Source organism: Rhodococcus sp. IEGM 1379 (assembly GCF_030056815.1).
Taxonomy (GTDB): domain Bacteria; phylum Actinomycetota; class Actinomycetes; order Mycobacteriales; family Mycobacteriaceae; genus Rhodococcus_F.
In genome coordinates this window covers 6268-22732 of the sequence record NZ_JASHKR010000065.1, presented here as the reverse complement: position 1 = coordinate 22732, position 16465 = coordinate 6268, and the positions used below count along the sequence as shown (strand labels likewise).

General features: G+C 61.4%; 18 protein-coding genes. 1 reads left to right on the top strand and 17 read right to left on the bottom strand.

All coding sequences use genetic code 11. The annotated features are described in order from the left end of the window. Positions 1-155: 155 nt before the first annotated feature. Positions 156-1415 carry a UDP-N-acetylglucosamine 1-carboxyvinyltransferase gene (gene murA / locus QM600_RS23355; RefSeq protein WP_283263945.1) on the bottom strand — a complete coding sequence of 420 codons (1260 nt, stop codon included), beginning with the start codon at positions 1413-1415 and terminating at the stop codon, positions 156-158. Positions 1416-1469: 54 nt separating this feature from the next. On the opposite strand from murA, the gene QM600_RS23350 reads away from it, so the two are divergent. Beyond that, positions 1470-2042 carry a cob(I)yrinic acid a,c-diamide adenosyltransferase gene (locus tag QM600_RS23350; RefSeq protein ID WP_283263944.1) on the top strand — a complete coding sequence of 191 codons (573 nt, stop codon included), beginning with the start codon at positions 1470-1472 and terminating at the stop codon, positions 2040-2042. Between the two features lie 13 nt (positions 2043-2055). Here the strand turns inward: QM600_RS23350 and QM600_RS23345 are convergent, their stop codons facing one another. From QM600_RS23345 to rho, 16 genes are all read right to left on the bottom strand, one after another. After that, the gene (locus QM600_RS23345) at positions 2056-2478 is read right to left on the bottom strand and encodes a DUF2550 domain-containing protein (protein WP_283263949.1); all 423 of its coding nucleotides are present in this window, start codon (positions 2476-2478) and stop codon (positions 2056-2058) included. Positions 2479-2528: 50 nt separating this feature from the next. After that, entirely contained in the window at positions 2529-2897 is a 369-nt protein-coding gene (locus tag QM600_RS23340) for a F0F1 ATP synthase subunit epsilon (protein ID WP_094274042.1), read from the bottom strand. A gap of 6 nt (positions 2898-2903) precedes the next feature. Next, complete coding sequence (atpD, locus tag QM600_RS23335) at positions 2904-4355, bottom strand: F0F1 ATP synthase subunit beta (RefSeq protein ID WP_094274043.1); 1452 nt, start codon at positions 4353-4355, stop codon at positions 2904-2906. A gap of 3 nt (positions 4356-4358) precedes the next feature. Continuing rightward, positions 4359-5342, bottom strand: coding sequence for a F0F1 ATP synthase subunit gamma (locus QM600_RS23330; protein WP_283263942.1), 984 nt, complete (start codon positions 5340-5342; stop codon positions 4359-4361). A gap of 48 nt (positions 5343-5390) precedes the next feature. Then, on the bottom strand, positions 5391-7034 hold the full coding sequence (gene atpA, locus QM600_RS23325) for a F0F1 ATP synthase subunit alpha (protein WP_094274045.1): 1644 nt from the start codon (positions 7032-7034) through the stop codon (positions 5391-5393). A 62-nt stretch (positions 7035-7096) separates the two neighbouring features. Further along, complete coding sequence (locus tag QM600_RS23320; protein ID WP_283263941.1) at positions 7097-7921, bottom strand: F0F1 ATP synthase subunit delta; 825 nt, start codon at positions 7919-7921, stop codon at positions 7097-7099. 5 nt (positions 7922-7926) lie between these two features. Beyond that, positions 7927-8487, bottom strand: coding sequence for a F0F1 ATP synthase subunit B (locus tag QM600_RS23315; RefSeq protein WP_283263940.1), 561 nt, complete (start codon positions 8485-8487; stop codon positions 7927-7929). A gap of 9 nt (positions 8488-8496) precedes the next feature. Continuing rightward, positions 8497-8745, bottom strand: a complete 249-nt coding sequence (locus QM600_RS23310) for an ATP synthase F0 subunit C (protein ID WP_033236102.1) — start codon at positions 8743-8745, stop codon at positions 8497-8499. An 80-nt stretch (positions 8746-8825) separates the two neighbouring features. Beyond that, positions 8826-9653 carry a F0F1 ATP synthase subunit A gene (gene atpB, locus QM600_RS23305; protein ID WP_094274047.1) on the bottom strand — a complete coding sequence of 276 codons (828 nt, stop codon included), beginning with the start codon at positions 9651-9653 and terminating at the stop codon, positions 8826-8828. 281 nt (positions 9654-9934) lie between these two features. Then, positions 9935-10414 carry a Cg1360 family ATP-synthase-associated protein gene (locus tag QM600_RS23300; RefSeq protein ID WP_502943082.1) on the bottom strand — a complete coding sequence of 160 codons (480 nt, stop codon included), beginning with the start codon at positions 10412-10414 and terminating at the stop codon, positions 9935-9937. A 23-nt stretch (positions 10415-10437) separates the two neighbouring features. Then, entirely contained in the window at positions 10438-11619 is a 1182-nt protein-coding gene (locus QM600_RS23295; protein WP_283263939.1) for a glycosyltransferase family 4 protein, read from the bottom strand. 37 nt (positions 11620-11656) lie between these two features. Then, positions 11657-12319 (bottom strand): L-threonylcarbamoyladenylate synthase, encoded by a 663-nt coding sequence (locus QM600_RS23290; RefSeq protein ID WP_283263937.1) that lies wholly within the window; start codon positions 12317-12319, stop codon positions 11657-11659. After that, a complete protein-coding gene (prmC, locus tag QM600_RS23285) occupies positions 12316-13248 on the bottom strand; it encodes a peptide chain release factor N(5)-glutamine methyltransferase (protein ID WP_283263936.1) in 933 nt (310 codons plus the stop codon). Before prmC ends, QM600_RS23290 begins: the two co-directional genes overlap by 4 nt. Positions 13249-13304: 56 nt before the next feature. Beyond that, positions 13305-14384 carry a peptide chain release factor 1 gene (gene prfA, locus QM600_RS23280; RefSeq protein WP_283263935.1) on the bottom strand — a complete coding sequence of 360 codons (1080 nt, stop codon included), beginning with the start codon at positions 14382-14384 and terminating at the stop codon, positions 13305-13307. A gap of 143 nt (positions 14385-14527) precedes the next feature. Next, entirely contained in the window at positions 14528-14761 is a 234-nt protein-coding gene (gene rpmE / locus QM600_RS23275) for a 50S ribosomal protein L31 (protein WP_094274053.1), read from the bottom strand. Between the two features lie 229 nt (positions 14762-14990). Then, positions 14991-16465, bottom strand: a 1475-nt coding sequence (gene rho / locus QM600_RS23270; RefSeq protein ID WP_283263934.1) for a transcription termination factor Rho, incomplete at its 5' end; no start/stop codon positions are given.

Sequence of the window (16465 nt, the reverse complement as noted above, 5' to 3'; positions counted from 1 at the left end):
TCTGACTTGGAATAAGTTACGCGAGTGTTCAACCAAATACCAAATCGCCTGGTCATGGCACTCGCTTGAGCACATTCCCGAGGTCACGCACGTTTGTGTGGCGGAGAATTCCAAAAAACCCGCACGCTTACCCGATGTGACCCCGGGCACCTGCCCTATTCGGTACTTACACGTTCGATTACGCCGCCGAGTCCACGCAGGTTCTCGACAAAACGCGGGTAGCCGCGATCGATATGGAAGATGTCATGCACTTCGGTCACACCGTCGGCAACCAATCCAGCGAGAACCAAGCCGGCTCCGGCGCGAATGTCAGACGACCACACCGGGGCGCTCGACAACACGGGCACTCCACGAATTACTGCATGGTGTCCATCAGTCCGAGCGTCGGCGCCGAGTCGGATCATCTCTTCGACAAAGCGGAATCGTGATTCGAAGACGTTCTCCGTGATCATGGATGTTCCGTCCGCGACCGCAGCCAATCCGATTGCCATCGGCTGCAAATCCGTTGGAAAGCCCGGATACGGAAGCGTCGCAAAGTTGATTGCCTTAGGACGCTCGCGCTGGATGACTCGGAAACCGTCAACTTCGGGAGTCACTTCGGCGCCGGCAAGGCGTAGTTTGTCGAGGACAAGTCCGAGATGCTTGTGGTTGACTCCACGCACTCGCACGTCTCCCCTGGTCATGGAAGCCGCGACGCCCCAGGTAGCTGCGACGATGCGATCACCGATCACGCGGTGTGTGGTTGGTTCCAGTTTGCGAACACCCTGAATGGTGAGCGTCGTGGAACCCCCGCCGCTGACCTTTGCGCCCATCTGGTTGAGCATGTTGCACAGGTCGACGATCTCCGGTTCACGGGCTGCATTGTCGATGACTGTCTCGCCACGTGCCAGAACGGCCGCCATGAGGATATTTTCGGTGGCGCCAACCGACGGGAACACGAGTCGGATGTTCGCGCCGTGCAGATCGTCGGCCTCAGCCACTACACATCCGTGCTCAATTTCGCTTCGAGCGCCGAGAAGTCGCAGCCCGGACTGATGCATGTCGAGTGGGCGCGAGCCGATCGCGTCACCACCAGGAAGTGCAACAACAGCCCGTCGGCAGCGTGCAACAAGCGGCCCGAGAACACAGACCGATGCGCGAAACTGCTTCACCGCATCAAAGTCAGCGCGATATTTCGGTTCGGCCGGAGTCGTGATCCGAACTTCCGAGCCTTCGAGTTCGACCTCGCAGCCCAGGCCCCGCAAGACCTCCGCCATCAGCGGAACATCGAGGATGTCCGGGCAGTTCGTTACTACGGTGGTTCCCTCAGCCAGCAGTGCTGCGGCCATCAGCTTCAGCACACTGTTCTTGGCTCCCCCAACCACAACTTCACCTTCGAGGCGATTACCCCCGGTCACTAGAAAGTGCTCACTCACGGTTCACAGCCTAGAGCCATCAGCGCCGAAACTCCGCGCCGGTACCGTGGCCCTATGGCTGTTCACCTGACGAAGATCTATACCCGCACCGGCGACGACGGCACGACGGGGTTGAGCGACTTTTCGCGCGTGTCCAAGAACGACCCGCGACTGATCGCCTACGCAGACTGCGACGAGACCAATGCCGCCATTGGAGTGGCCCTGGCGCTGGGTAATCCCCCGGAGAATCTGATTGCGATCCTGCGTCAGATACAGAATGACCTCTTCGACGCGGGTGCGGATCTTTCGACCCCCGTCGTCGAGAATCCCAAGTACGCGCCGCTACGCGTCACCCAGACATACATCGATCGACTGGAATTGTGGTGCGATGAGCTCAATGATCAACTGGCGCCGCTGAATTCGTTCATTTTGCCAGGCGGAACCGCACTCGGCGCACTACTCCACGTAGCCCGGACGGTATCTCGCCGAGCAGAGCGAGCGGCTTGGTCGGCAATCGATTCGAACCCGGAGGAAACGAGCGCGCTGCCCGCGAAGTACCTCAACAGATTGTCCGATCTGCTCTTCATCATGGGACGAGTCGCAAACCCGGACGGCGATGTTCTCTGGAAGCCAGGCGCCGGCGCCTGACACAACGATCCGGTCAGGCGGTGCGTCGCCGACGCGCACGCCCGTCTGGCCGAGATTCAACCCACGACAGGAACGCTGTCAGCGCACCGCTGTCGAGAGCGATCTCATACCGGGACGCACCGTCCCGCACTCGCAAAACAACGATGTCGTCGCTCATGATGTCGAATTCGGTACCTGAAGGAGAGCGACGGCTCTCGACCTCGATACCTTGACGGTCGATACGTGAGTCCGGGCCAGGCCGCAGACTCGAAAGTTTGAAGAAGACGAACGCACTTTCGCCGTAGCGAATGATCCCGTGGCGCCAACCGCTGTCCCCTACCGCAGGTAAGCCACGCAATAGCGCCGGCGTGCCGCCGTGCCGCAATTTCACGACTCGATACAGAAAAGCCGCGACAAGAACCGCGAGCAGCGCAACCAGAATGATCAACACAATCATTCCGAATGTCACTGTTCGTCGGCTCCCGTCGCGGCTTTGCTCTAGTTAACTTACGCGCGCTCTACTGCCCGAAGCTGACCCTTGGCGACCGCAATCGCCTCGTCGTCCGCTCTGGTATCAGCAAGTACGGCCTTGGCTGCGTTCACATCGATATCCTGCGCCATGTCCGCGGACTCGGCAAGGATCGTGACGGTCGTAGCCGTCACCGACAGGAAACCACCATGGACTGCAGCAACCACGCGCTCGCCGTTAACGGACGTGATCGACACGGTGCCACCCTCGATGAGCTGGCCGAGAACCGGCTCATGCCCAGGCATGATTCCGATTTCACCCTCGGTCGTCTGAGCGCTGACCAACGTCGCCGAACCCGACCACAAACGCTGCTCGACAGCAACGAGTTCTACGGTCATCTCAGCCATCGTGCTCTACTTCCCGGCCATCTTCTTGGCTGCAGCCTCGACGTCGTCGAGCCCGCCACAGCTGTTGAAGGCCTGCTCGGGCAGGTGATCGAACTCGCCCTTGCACACGCGGTCAAAAGCTTCGATTGTCTCGCGCAGCGGGACAACCGAACCCTTCTCGCCGGTGAACTTCTCGGCAACGATGAAGTTCTGGCCGAGGAACTTCTGGATACGACGGGCGCGCCCGACGAGAACCTTGTCCTCTTCCTGAAGCTCATCCATACCGAGGATGGCGATGATGTCCTGCAGTTCCTTGTACTTCTGCAGGATGCGCTTGACCTCGTTGGCGACGCGGAAGTGCTCCGCACCAACGATGCTCGGCTCGAGGATGCGCGAGGTCGAGCTCAGCGGATCCACAGCGGGGTAAATACCCATCTGCGAGATCGGGCGCGAAAGCTCGGTGGTGGCATCGAGGTGCGCGAACGTCGTAGCCGGCGCGGGGTCGGTGTAGTCGTCGGCGGGCACGTAAATAGCCTGCAACGAGGTGATCGAGCGACCACGGGTCGAGGTAATGCGCTCCTGGAGCTCACCCATCTCGTCCGCCAGTGTGGGCTGGTAGCCCACGGCCGAAGGCATACGACCGAGGAGAGTGGAAACCTCGGAACCTGCCTGCGTGAAGCGGAAGATGTTGTCGATGAACAGCAGAACGTCCTGGCCCTGAACGTCGCGGAAGTACTCCGCCATCGTCAGTGCCGACAGGGCGACGCGCATACGCGTTCCCGGCGGCTCATCCATCTGGCCGAAGACTAGGGCGGTGTCCTGGAGGACGCCCATCTCTTCCATTTCCAGGTGGAGGTCGGTGCCCTCACGGGTACGCTCGCCGACGCCTGCGAACACCGAGGTACCGGAGAATTCGCGGGCGATACGGGTGATCATTTCCTGGATCAGAACGGTCTTGCCGACACCGGCACCACCGAACAGACCAATCTTGCCGCCCTTGACGTACGGGGTGAGGAGGTCGATGACCTTGATGCCGGTCTCGAGGATCTCAGTCTTACCTTCGAGCTGATCGAAGGCTGGTGGCTTGCGGTGGATTCCCCACTGCTCGCCGTCGCGGCCGAGGCCCGGTGTGTCGAGGCAATCGCCCAGTGCGTTGAACACGTGGCCCTTGACAATGTCACCGACGGGAACCGAGATCGGCTTGCCCGAGTCGACTACTGCAGTGCCACGGACGAGTCCGTCGGTGGGCTGCATGGAAACGGTGCGGACCAGGTTGTCACCGAGGTGCTGTGCAACCTCGAGCGTCAGCGTCTTGGCGACCGAGGGAAGCGTGATCTCGGCCTTCAGTGCGTTGAACAGTTCAGGAACAGCGCCACGCGGGAATTCAACGTCCACGACGGGACCGATGACCCGCACGACGCGGCCGGCTACGGCCGAAGCCGAACCTGCCCCGTTGTTTTCGGTTACTGCTGCGGTCATGTGCTAGTCACTTCCTGCGCTCGAGGCGAGCGCGTTGGCGCCGCCGACGATCTCGCTGATTTCCTGGGTGATCTGGGCCTGGCGAGCCTGGTTGGCCTGACGGCTCAACGTGTTCACCAGTTCGTTTGCATTGTCCGTCGCGGCCTTCATGGCCGTACGACGGGCTGCCGACTCCGATGCCGCAGCATCGAGAAGCGACGAGAAGATACGCGTGCTCACATACTTCGGCAGAAGTGCGCCGAGCAGCTTCTCCGGCTCCGGCTCGAAGCTGAAGTCAGCGACAGGACCATTGGAATGATCGTTGTCGTGACCGTTGGTCAGCATGTCGTCACCGAGTTCGATGTGCTCTTCGGACACGGACACCTCGAGAGGAGCCATACGGCGCACCTCGGGGGTCTGGGTCAGCATCGACACGAAGCGGGTGTAGACGATATGGAGTTCGTCGACGCCCTCGATGGTGCCTTCGCCGTTGGGAGCATCAACCCGATTTCCCGAGCCCGCCATGAACAGTTCCACCAGGTGGCGGCTGGCCTTCGCAGCATCCGAGTAACCCGGATCCTGCGAGAAGCCCGTCCAGGAACCACCGATAGTGCGACCACGGAACGAGAAGTAGCCGAGTCCCTTGGAACCGAGCACGTACACGATCGGATCCTTGCCCTCGCTGCGCAGCAGAACCATAAGCTCTTCTGCCTGCTTGAGGACGTTGGAGTTGTAGCCACCGCACATGCCGCGGTCACTGGTGACAACGAGCACCGCAGCCCGCTTGGGCTCCGGACGCTCGTTGAGCAGCGGGTGATCGAGCGAAGCAGACGCACTCGCCAATTCGGTGAGTACCTTCGTGATCTCCTCGGCATACGGCTTGGACGCGGCAACGCGCCCCTGAGCCTTCGTGATGCGCGAAGTCGCGATCAGTTCCTGTGCCTTGGTGATCTTCTTGGTCGAGTTGACCGACTTGATACGAGACCGCAATTCGAGAATGCTTGCCATCGATCAATCACTCTCCCTTCGAGATTCGCAGTGTCATGGGCAGTCCCGTCACTTGCTGACGGTCTTGCGCTTGACGTTGATCTGCTCATTGGCGACCTCGTCGGCTCCCAATGCGTCAGCCTCAGCTTCGTTCACGACCCGGCTTCCGTCGGATGCGATGAAGCCTTCCTTGAACTTGTTGGTCGCAGCGATCAGCGCAGCAGCGTTGTCGGCATCGAGTGCCTTGCCGCCGTCGATGCTGGCGTAGACGCCGGCAGCCGAGCGCTTCAGGTCTTCGAGCAGTTCCTTCTCGAAGCGACGGACGTCGCCAATCGGAACGCTGTCGAAGATGCCTTCACCGGCGAGGTAGATCGAAACGATCTGATCCTCGACGGGGATCGGGCTGTACTGATCCTGCTTGAGCAGCTCGACCAGACGGGCACCGCGCTCGAGCTGAGCCTTGGAGGCAGCGTCGAGGTCGGATGCGAAGGCGGAGAACGCTTCGAGCTCACGGAACTGAGCCAGTTCCAGACGCAGCGAACCGGAAACCTTCTTCATTCCCTTGGTCTGAGCAGCGCCACCGACTCGGGAAACCGAGATACCGACGTTGATCGCGGGACGAACGCCCTTGTTGAACAGGTCGGACTCGAGGAATACCTGACCGTCGGTGATGGAGATGACGTTGGTCGGGATGTACGCCGAGACGTCGTTTGCCTTGGTCTCGATGATCGGCAGAGCCGTCAGCGATCCACCGCCGAGTGCGTCGGACAGCTTCGCCGAACGCTCCAGCAGACGGGAGTGCAAGTAGAAGACGTCACCGGGGTAAGCCTCGCGGCCCGGCGGACGACGCAGCAGCAGCGAGATGGCGCGGTACGCCTCTGCCTGCTTGGTCAGGTCGTCGAACACAACCAGAACGTGCTTGCCCTGGTACATCCAGTGCTGGCCGATGGCCGAACCGGTGTACGGAGCGAGCCATTTGAAGCCAGCGGAATCAGAAGCCGGAGCAGCGACGATGGTGGTGTACTCCATCGCGCCCTTCTCCTCGAGGGCAGCCTTGACGCCCGCGATGGTGGAGCCCTTCTGGCCGATTGCGACGTAGATGCAGCGAACCTGCTTGTTTACGTCGCCCGAATCCCAGTTGGCCTTCTGGTTCAGGATCGCGTCGATGCAGACCGCGGTCTTGCCGGTCTTGCGGTCGCCGATGATGAGCTGGCGCTGGCCGCGGCCGATCGGGGTCATGGCGTCGATAGCCTTGATACCGGTCTGGAGCGGCTCTTCAACCGGCTGGCGCTCGAGCACCGAAGCGGCCTGCAGTTCGAGGGCACGGTTTTCGGTGCTCTCGATCTCGCCCAAGCCGTCGATGGGGGCACCCAGAGGGTTGATAACGCGGCCGAGGAAAGCGTCGCCTACGGGAACCGACAGAACGTCGCCCGTGCGCTTAACTTCCTGGCCTTCTTGGATGTTCTGGTAATCGCCAAGGATAACTGCACCGATTTCGGTGGCATCCAGGTTGAGCGCGACGCCGACGATTCCACCGGGGAACTCCAACAGTTCGTTGGACATAGCCGAAGGCAGGCCAGAGACGTGCGCAATGCCGTCACTGGTGTCGGTCACTGTGCCGACCTCCTCACGGGAGGCCTCCGGGGAGTAGCTCGCGGTGTAGTTGTCGATCGCGCTACGGATCTCGTCGGAGGAGATCGTCAGCTCCGCCATGTTTTTCCTGCTCTCGGTATCTGGTCTTCGAAAAGATCTGGAGTGTGTGTTCGGCTGAAGGACTATTTGAGGTTCTTCCGCAGTACTGCGAGTCGCCCCGCTGCACTACCGTCGATAACCTCGTCGCCCACCCGGACGACCAAGCCGCTGAGAAGTTCTGGATCGATCTCGACGTGCACGGTTACCGGCTTCCCGTAGGTGCGGGTAAGTGTGCTCGCCAAACGATCCGACTGCTCCGCACTCAACGCCGAGGCGCTGCGCACATGAGCAACAGTGGTATCGCGCTGCGCTGCGGCAAGATTCGACAGCTGGTCGAAAGCGTCTGCGGGTGCAGACTTCAACCGGCCGACGGCCTGTCCGGCAATTGCCTCGGTGACCGCGGTGACCTTGCCGTAGAGCAGGCGCGAGAGAAACTCACGCTTGCGGGCGGTGGGAACCGACAGATCCGAGAGCGCCTGCTCAAGGCTGGGATCCCCTGCCACAATGCGGCCGAGACGGAACAGCTCGTCCTCGACGGTGTTCAACTGGCCCTGATCGGCGGCGGCGCGGAGCAGAGCTTCGCGTCCCAGCAGTTCGAGCGAGTTGACCAAGTCGCGGGTCGCCGACCAGTCCTGGCCTGCAGCTGCCTTCACGGTTGCCAGCGCCTCGGCGCCGACCTTTCCGGAGAACAGCTGCTCTACCAGAGCCTGGCGACCAGCGGCCGGTGTCGAAGCATCAGCCAGCGCGCTACGAAGAGCGCGCTGGCCGTCAAGTACCTCGACCACCGAGAAGAGCTCGGACCCAGCCTGCGCAGCGGCCGCAGTTGCGGCTCCTGCAGAGGCTGAATCCAGGGCGCTGCTCAGCACAGAACGCGTCTGCGCCAAGGCTTCACGGCTCGCTGCGTACATGTTGCTCACTTCCTGGCTGAATCAGCGCTGACGGCGTCGAGCTCGTTGAGGAATCGATCAACCGTTCCGGCGCGCTTCACGTCGTCGGCGAGAGACTCTCCGATGACCTTCTCGGCCAGGTCTACAGCGGTCTTGCCGAGATCCGAGCGGAGCTCAGCAACAATCTGCTGACGCTGGGCGACGAGCTGGCTGTGGCCTGCGGCCACGATGCGGTCGCTCTCGTCCTGCGCCTGAACCTTCATGTCAGCAATGATCTGCTGACCCTGGGTACGCGCTTCCTCACGGATCTGCGCGGCCTCGGTACGAGCTTCGGCGAGCTGCGCACGGTACTGATCGAGCGCAATCTTTGCTTCTGCCTGGGCATCTTCAGCACGCTGGATGCCGCCCTCGATCTGCTCGGTGCGATCGGCGAGGACCTTCTGGAACATCGGAAGAACGAACTTCCAGAAGACAAAACCGACAATCACGAGGCAGACGATGGACCATACGATGTCGTACGTCGCGGGCAGGAGGGGATTAGGTACTTCACCCTCGGATGCCGCGAGCAATGTAATGGTGGCTGCCATGTCGGTCTCTTAGAAGATGAAGCCGGCGACGAGGCCGATCAGCGCGAGGGCCTCGGTGAATGCAATACCGAGGAACATGGTGGTACGAACCTGTCCGGCCATCTCGGGCTGGCGAACCATGCCCTCAATTGCCTTACCGACGACGATGCCGATGCCGATGCCGGGGCCGATTGCCGCGAGGCCGTAGCCGATGGCGCCATAACCCTTGTTGGTGATGGTCTGCTCGGCAACTTCCTGTGCCAGGTAAGCGACGCTCATGGTGTTCCATTCCCTTTCAGTTGACCTCCGCCGGTATCGACGAAAGGCTCAGATCGTGGTGTAGCTGATATGTGGTGTGGTCAGTGCTCGTCTGCGTGCAGCGCGATGTCGATGTAGACCGCGGCCAGCAACGCAAAGACGTAAGCCTGCAGGAAGATGACCAGCAGCTCGAAGAACGTGAATGCGAGGCCGGCAATGATCGACGGAACGCCGAAGATCGCCTGGAATCCGCCGGACACGAAGAAGAAGTAGTTCGTCGCGCTGAAGAACAGCACCAGCAGGATGTGGCCGGCCAACATGTTGGCCATGAGACGAACCATCAGCGTGAACGGGCGCAGCACGAAGGTCGAGATGAACTCGATCGGAATCAACAAGACGTGCAGTGCCGGCGGGACGCCGGGAACGACGATGGTGCTCTTGACGTACTTGAAGAAGCCGTACTTCTTGATGCCCACGTAGTTGAACACGATGTAGGCAAGCGCCGCGAGTACCAGCGGCATACCGATACGGGCGTTCGGCGAGATGTTCAAGAAGGGGATGATTGCGGATACGTTGCTGGCGATCACGAGGAAGAAGATCGTCGTGATGACCGGCAGGAAGCGCTTGCCCTGCTCCTTGCCCAGGACATCTTCCGCAATCTGAATGCGAACGAAGTCCAGAGCGATCTCGGCCACGTTCTGCACGCCGCGCGGAATCAACCGCGGACTACGCATCGCAATTGCGAAGAACGCTGCGACCAACACCGACATCAGGATGCGGATGAGCATCAATCGGTCGAGCTCGAAGGGGCCCGCGTGAATCAACACGGAGGGCGGGAAAAAATCGTCTAGTGACGGCGCATGGAATTCATCCGCGGCCAGGGTGGTGACGCTCAGCGTTCTCTCCCGTAGTCGGTCCGCAGCCATCATTGACTGCGGTTCGATCGGACATTGACGATCTACAAGTCGACAAGTTCGACTCGCGCATTCGTCAGCAGCTGGAGAACCCTTGCGGGGCCTGGCGTCTGTCGGTGTCGGCGACTCTCGTCGACTCGGTGGCCCAGGAAATCGGCCACCTGCGAGCACATGGCATCGTCGGCTGAGGGTTACCTCGCCTACCATTACTCTCGCTTGACGCTGACCCTACCAAGCCATCTACGACATTGCGTAGATGGGGTACCCGAAAGGGCAATTTGCGACGTTTTGTAGTACTACTCGTCGTCGTTGACTGGAGTGCTCGGAGTGGGGTCCACATAGGGCGTCTTGGTTGCCAGGACGCCGTACGTTTCCGCTCCGAGGACGATAACCAGCGCCATCACCATGACGAGCACCAATGCCGTCTTGTCGTAGAAGTCGAGCGGCTTCAAGACTGCCAGCACCACAATGGCCAGGATCATCTTGAGCAGCCAGGTACCGAGCAGAACTGCGCCTGCTGTCAGCGCCGGCAACTTCGATGTGAGAAGAACGCCCAAGGCAGTGAAGAGGATGAAGCCGCCACCGACCGCCGCACCGAGTAGAGCGCCGTAGAGGCCCGGGTTGCCACCGATGAGCCATCCGAGCAGGGAGCCGACCACAGTAAGCACTGCTAGTCCGATCACGCCCCACTTCACGGCAGACCTCATGGCTGCGCTGGAATCGGGGATGGGCTGCGATGCAGGCATGGATTGCGGGGTGTTCGTCACGATGCCCAAGGGTAATGGATCGGAAAACTCGACTACCGTCGCTCCTGCTGACGATCCCGCAGTGACGGAATAGCAGTGAAGAGAAATGCCGCGAGCAATCCTGCTGCCACGAGTACCACGACCAACTGCCGATTAAGCAACGCGGACCCGACCGCGCCGAACGCCAGAACACCCACCCACGAGTAGATGACCAGCACAACTCGGCGATGGGTATGCCCGATCTGCAGTAGCCGATGGTGCAGATGCATCTTGTCCGGACTGAACGGGCTGACACCCGCGCGAGTACGCCGGATGACGGCCAACAGCATGTCCAGCATCGGGATGAACATCACAGCACTTACCAGCAACAACGGCGCCAGAAGTCCCACCAGGTCACGCGTGCCGTACGCGGTCAGTGGGATACGACCCGACGCGCTAGTCGAAATCGCGGCCAACATCAGACCGATAAGCATGGACCCGGAATCACCCATGAAGATCCGGGCAGGGTTGAAGTTGTGCGGAAGGAAACCGAGACACGCGCCGGCCAGCGCCGCAGCGATCATTGCCGGCGGATAAGCACTGACGTCGCCACCCTGATCGTGCAACAGACCGATCGAGAAGATGAGAATCGCGACTGCCGCGATGAGACCGAGTCCGGCAGCCAATCCGTCGAGGCCGTCGACGAAATTCATGGCGTTGATAGTCGCGACCGCGATGGCGACGGTGAACAGACCCGACTGGATCTGATCGAGAATGATCGTGGAGCCCTCACCGAACGGGTTGTAGATGATGAACCAACTGACACCCATGACAACGAGGATTCCTGCGGCAGTCACTTGACCAACAAACTTCGTGAGGGCGTCGAGGCCCCATTTGTCGTCGATCACGCCGACCAGGACGATGACCGCCCCGGCCACGAGTGCAGCAGGGACGTCCGGGCTACCGAAGTCGAAACCCCTTGTCAGCGCAGGCAATTGCTGCGCGAACAACAGACCGACAGCCATACCGATGTACATACCGACGCCACCGAGGCGAGGCGTGGGTTCGACGTGGACGTCGCGGTCACGTGGGATCGCCACGGCACCGAATCGTATTGCCACGAGTCGAACCGCACCCGTTGCGAGGTAGGTGACAACTGCCGCTGTGCACAGAACCAGGAGGAGTTCGCGGATGGGCACACCCGCTCCCCCACTGGACTGCGAGAGGAACGCTGTGGCCGGGTACGTCGCCGTCACCGCGGCCGATCACCGTTCTGGCGGGCACCGACCATCGTTACGAAACTCCTTCTACAAGGCTTTCCGGGGTATTGCCCAAAACGTCGGCAATATCTTCTACGGAAACGGCGCCCACACGCAGGATACGGGGCGAGTCGCCCGTCAGATCGACAATCGTCGATGCGACCGCGTGCGCAGCGGGCCCGCCGTCGAGATAGACGCTGGCCAAGCCGCCGAGTTGATCACGAGCCTCCTCGACCGTCGTGGCCGGTGGCCTACCGGAGATGTTCGCACTCGAGACAGCGAGCGGTCCGACGTCGCGCAACAGCTCCAACGCCACCGGATGCAAAGGCATGCGCAGCATGACCGTTCCGCGAGCGTCGCCCAGATCCCACGCCAGCGAAGGTGCTTGCTCGACAACCAAACTCAATCCGCCCGGCCAGAACGCACGAATCAGATCGCGGGCCTGCGGACGGACGCTGTAGACCAGTCCATCGATGGTGTTCCAGGAACCGACAAGAACCGGAACCGGCATGTCTCGACCACGGCCTTTCGCCCGAAGGAGGCTCGAAACGGCCTCACTGTCGAAGGCGTCGACGCCCAATCCGTACAGCGTGTCTGTCGGAAGGACGACCAGACGGCCGGCTTTGAGTGCATTTTTGGCGGCGGCCAATCCGGCCGTACGCGAATCAGTCTGACTGCAGTCGTAAACGGTGCTCACTCGATCATCCTTTCACTCTGCGCTGCGGGCACTCGCGTGCGCTGCGCTTCGAGGCTGGTGGCGACCCGCCTTGCCACGACAAAACGGGGGCGACCCGCGAGATCCGGATGCTGCTGTACCTCACCGAATACGCGTCGAGCGGAGAACAGCGCTGCGACGCCGTCGCCGTTGGTGTCGTCATGCTCAATGCCCGCCGCGCCGCCGATTCGAAGCCATCGCGCGATGTTACTGATCATCGGTTTGATGACGGACAAGCCGTCAGGGCCACCGAACAGTGCGGTGTGCGGGTCGTAATCCATGACCTCGGGCTGCAACTGCGCACCTTCGGGGATGTACGGCGGGTTCGAGACCACGAGGTCGACCTTGCCCTCGAGCACCTGCAACAGATCTCGATCCGTGACGTCGCCCTGGTGAAGATGAATCGGGGTATCCCCGACCGCTTCGCGGTCGGCCGCATTTCGGCGAGCCCACGCCAATGCCGCGGGCTCCTTCTCGACCGCGTGCACAACGGCGTCCGGCCGAGCCTCGGCAATCGACAACGCGAGCACTCCGGATCCGGTACACAAATCCAGAACGACCGGCGGCCGACTACTGCATCCTTCGAGGAAGGAAAGCGCCCAACCCATCAGCAACTCGGTCTCGGGACGCGGAATGAAAACTCCCGGCCCGACCGCGACATCGATATTGCCCATCGAGGCGCTTCCGACGATGTGCTGCAAAGGAATTCGCTGCGCACGCTGCGCCACCATTTCATTGAATGCCTCGATGACCTCAGGATCCACCAGCGGAACCAGACCGAGCCTGGTCCGCTCTACCCCCAGCAGATGAGAGGCCAACAATTCGACATCGGTACGTGGACTGGGTACGCCGGCCGCATCGAGCTTTTTTGCAGCCTCGATCAGCGCCAAACGGAGTGGAAGTCTGCTCACGCGTACAGCCTGCCACGCGTGACCGACACAACGTCCACCCCTGCAATCCCGGACATCTATTCGGCCGCGAGACGGGCCTCACGGTCCGCCTTGCCCAATGCGTCGAGAAGTGGATCCAGCTCTCCGTCGAGAACCGCATCGAGGTTGTGCGACTTGAACCCGATGCGGTGATCGGCGATTCGGTTCTCCGGGAAATTGTAAGTACGAATGCGCTCCGAGCGGTCGACTGTCCGAACCTGGCTCTGGCGTCCGGCCGATGCTTCGGCGTTTGCCGCTTCTTCGGCGACGACCTGCAACCGGGCTGCCAGCACCTGCATGGCACGGGCCTTGTTCTGGAGCTGGGAGCGCTCGTTCTGACAGGTCACGACGATCCCCGTCGGAAGGTGAGTGAGGCGAACAGCGGAGTCCGTGGTGTTAACTCCCTGACCACCCTTGCCGGATGAACGGTAGACGTCGACACGCAGGTCGCCCTCGTCGATCTGAACCTGTTCGACCTCGTCGGGCTCGGGGTAGACCAGGACGCCGGCTGCGGACGTATGCACGCGGCCTTGCGATTCGGTGACCGGCACACGCTGGACGCGGTGCACTCCGCCTTCGAACTTGAGCCGCGCCCAGACACCGTCCGGGGTGTCGGACTTGCTCTTGATCGAAATGGTGGCTTCTTTGTACCCACCGAGGTCGGACACAGCGGCGTCGAGGATCTCGACGCGCCAGCCGTGCCGTTCGGCATAACGGACGTACATGCGTGCCAAGTCGGCCGCGAAGAGCGCGGATTCCTCGCCACCTTCACCGGATTTCACTTCGAGGACGACGTCATCTCCGTCGTGCGGGTCGCGCGGTGCCAACTGGTCAGTCAGAGTCTGCTCCAGTTGCGCGACCTCTGCTTCGAGATCAGGGATCTCGGCGGCAAAGCTGGAATCGTCGGCGGCCAGCTCACGCGCAGCTTCCAGATCATCCTGTGCCGCAGTCAGTTTGTTGTACGTCGACATGATGGGTGAGAGCTCGGAGAACCGCTTACCGACCCGCTTGGCTGCCTTCGGGTCGTTGTGCAGCGCGGGATCCGACATCTGCGCTTCGAGGCCGGCGTGTTCTGCCAAGATGTCGTCGATGGCCGAGGGCTTGGTTGCGCCTGCCATGGTTCGCTCCGCTCTATTTTCGTTCGTACGGTGCGCGCTTTCGATACAACGACGCTACTACCCGAGAAGCACGCAAAACCGGGCGCAGGCACAAAAAAGCCGACGCCCGATCTGTCGTTACAGATCGGGCGTCGGCGGAACAGCTAGTCTTCGAGCTGAACCTTGCTGTCGGCGCGCTTGCCGTAGCGAGCCTCGAAGCGTGCAACGCGTCCACCGGTGTCAAGGATCTTCTGCTTGCCGGTGTAGAACGGGTGGCACTGCGAGCAAACCTCAACGTTGATGCGTCCGGACTCCTTGGTGCTGTGGGTCTCGAACGAGTTGCCGCAACCGCACACGATGGTGGTTGCAACGTACGTGGGGTGGATTCCTGCCTTCATGGTGTCCCTTTCAATGGTCGCCGGGTCGTCTTCGCCAATCGAAGTCGTGAACCGGAACCGGACTCGGCCGCTCAGTATGCCAGATGTGGGTACTTCACCAGAAATTCCACGTCTTGCACACCTCGGGGTGGCTTTACCAACTGCACAACGCACTCCCCCATGATTTTGTTCCAGGTACGAGAAGGACCCCACAACCAAATGATTGTGGGGTCCTTCTACTCACAGACGATCAGTCGTCGATCGCGCCCGGAGCGGTCTTGGAAACCTGCATCAGAAACTCGAGGTTGTTCTTGCTCTTCTTCAGACGATCGATCAGCAGATCGATGGCCTGATGCGAATCGAGCCCGGACAGCACACGACGCAGCTTGTGCAAGACGGCAGCTTCGTCGGGGCTCAGGAGCAGCTCGTCCTTACGCGTACCGGACGGGTTGACGTCCACAGCGGGGAACACACGACGTTCGGCGATCTTGCGATCGAGCTTGAGCTCAGCGTTGCCGGTGCCCTTGAACTCTTCGAAGATCACGGTGTCGCCGGTAGACCCGGTCTCGACCATCGCGGTAGCGATGATGGTAAGCGAGCCACCGTGCTCGATGTTGCGGGCAGCACCGAGGAAACGCTTCGGCGGGTACAGAGCCGTGGAATCGACACCACCCGAGAGGATGCGTCCCGACGCGGGCGACGAGTTGTTGTAGGCACGACCCAATCGGGTGATCGAGTCGAGCAGAACAACGACGTCCTTGCCCATTTCCACGAGGCGCTTCGCACGCTCGATAGCGAGCTCGGCGACGGACGTGTGATCGCCCGGCGGACGGTCGAAGGTCGAGGAAATAACCTCGCCCTTCACACTGCGCTGCATGTCCGTCACTTCCTCGGGACGCTCGTCCACGAGGACAACCATGAGGTAGCACTCCGGGTTGTTTGTGGCGATTGCGTTGGCAATTGCCTGCAAAACGCTGGTCTTACCGGCCTTCGGCGGGCTCACGATGAGGGCGCGCTGGCCCTTACCGATGGGCATCACGAGGTCGATGACACGCGTCGTCAGAATGTTCTGCTCGGTTTCGAGGCGCAGACGCTGGTTCGGGTACAGCGGCGTGAGCTTGTTGAACTCGGGGCGCTTCTTCGCTGCCTCGACGTCGCCGCCGTTGACCGTGTCGATGCGAACCAACGGGTTGAACTTCTGACGCTGGCTGCTCTGATCTCCGCCGCCGCTGCTGGAAACACGAACGGCACCGGTGATGGCATCGCCGCGACGAAGACCGTTCTTCCGGATGAGGTTCATGGAGACGTAGACGTCATTGGGACCGGCGAGGTACCCGGACGTACGCACGAACGCGTAGTTGTCGAGCACGTCGAGGATGCCGGCTACCGGTTGCAGGACATCGTCTTCGCGAATCTCGGTCTCGCGCGCATCGTTGGGTGTGGTGCCCTCGCCGCGCTCGCGACCGCGTCCACGACGCTCACGGAAGCGGCGTCCACGACGTCCACGACCATTCTCGTCGTCGTCGTCCGGTCCGTTGTTGCGGTTCTCGTTCCGCGAGCCTGCACTACTCTGAGGAGCGTTGCCCTGACCAGCTGTGTTCTGGTTTCCGCGGTCCTGGCGATCCTGATTGCCGCGCTGGCCTTGGTTGTCGCGCTGGCCCTGGTTGTCACGCTGGCCCTGGTTGTCACGCTGGCCCTGGTTGTCACGCTGGCCCTGGTTGTCAC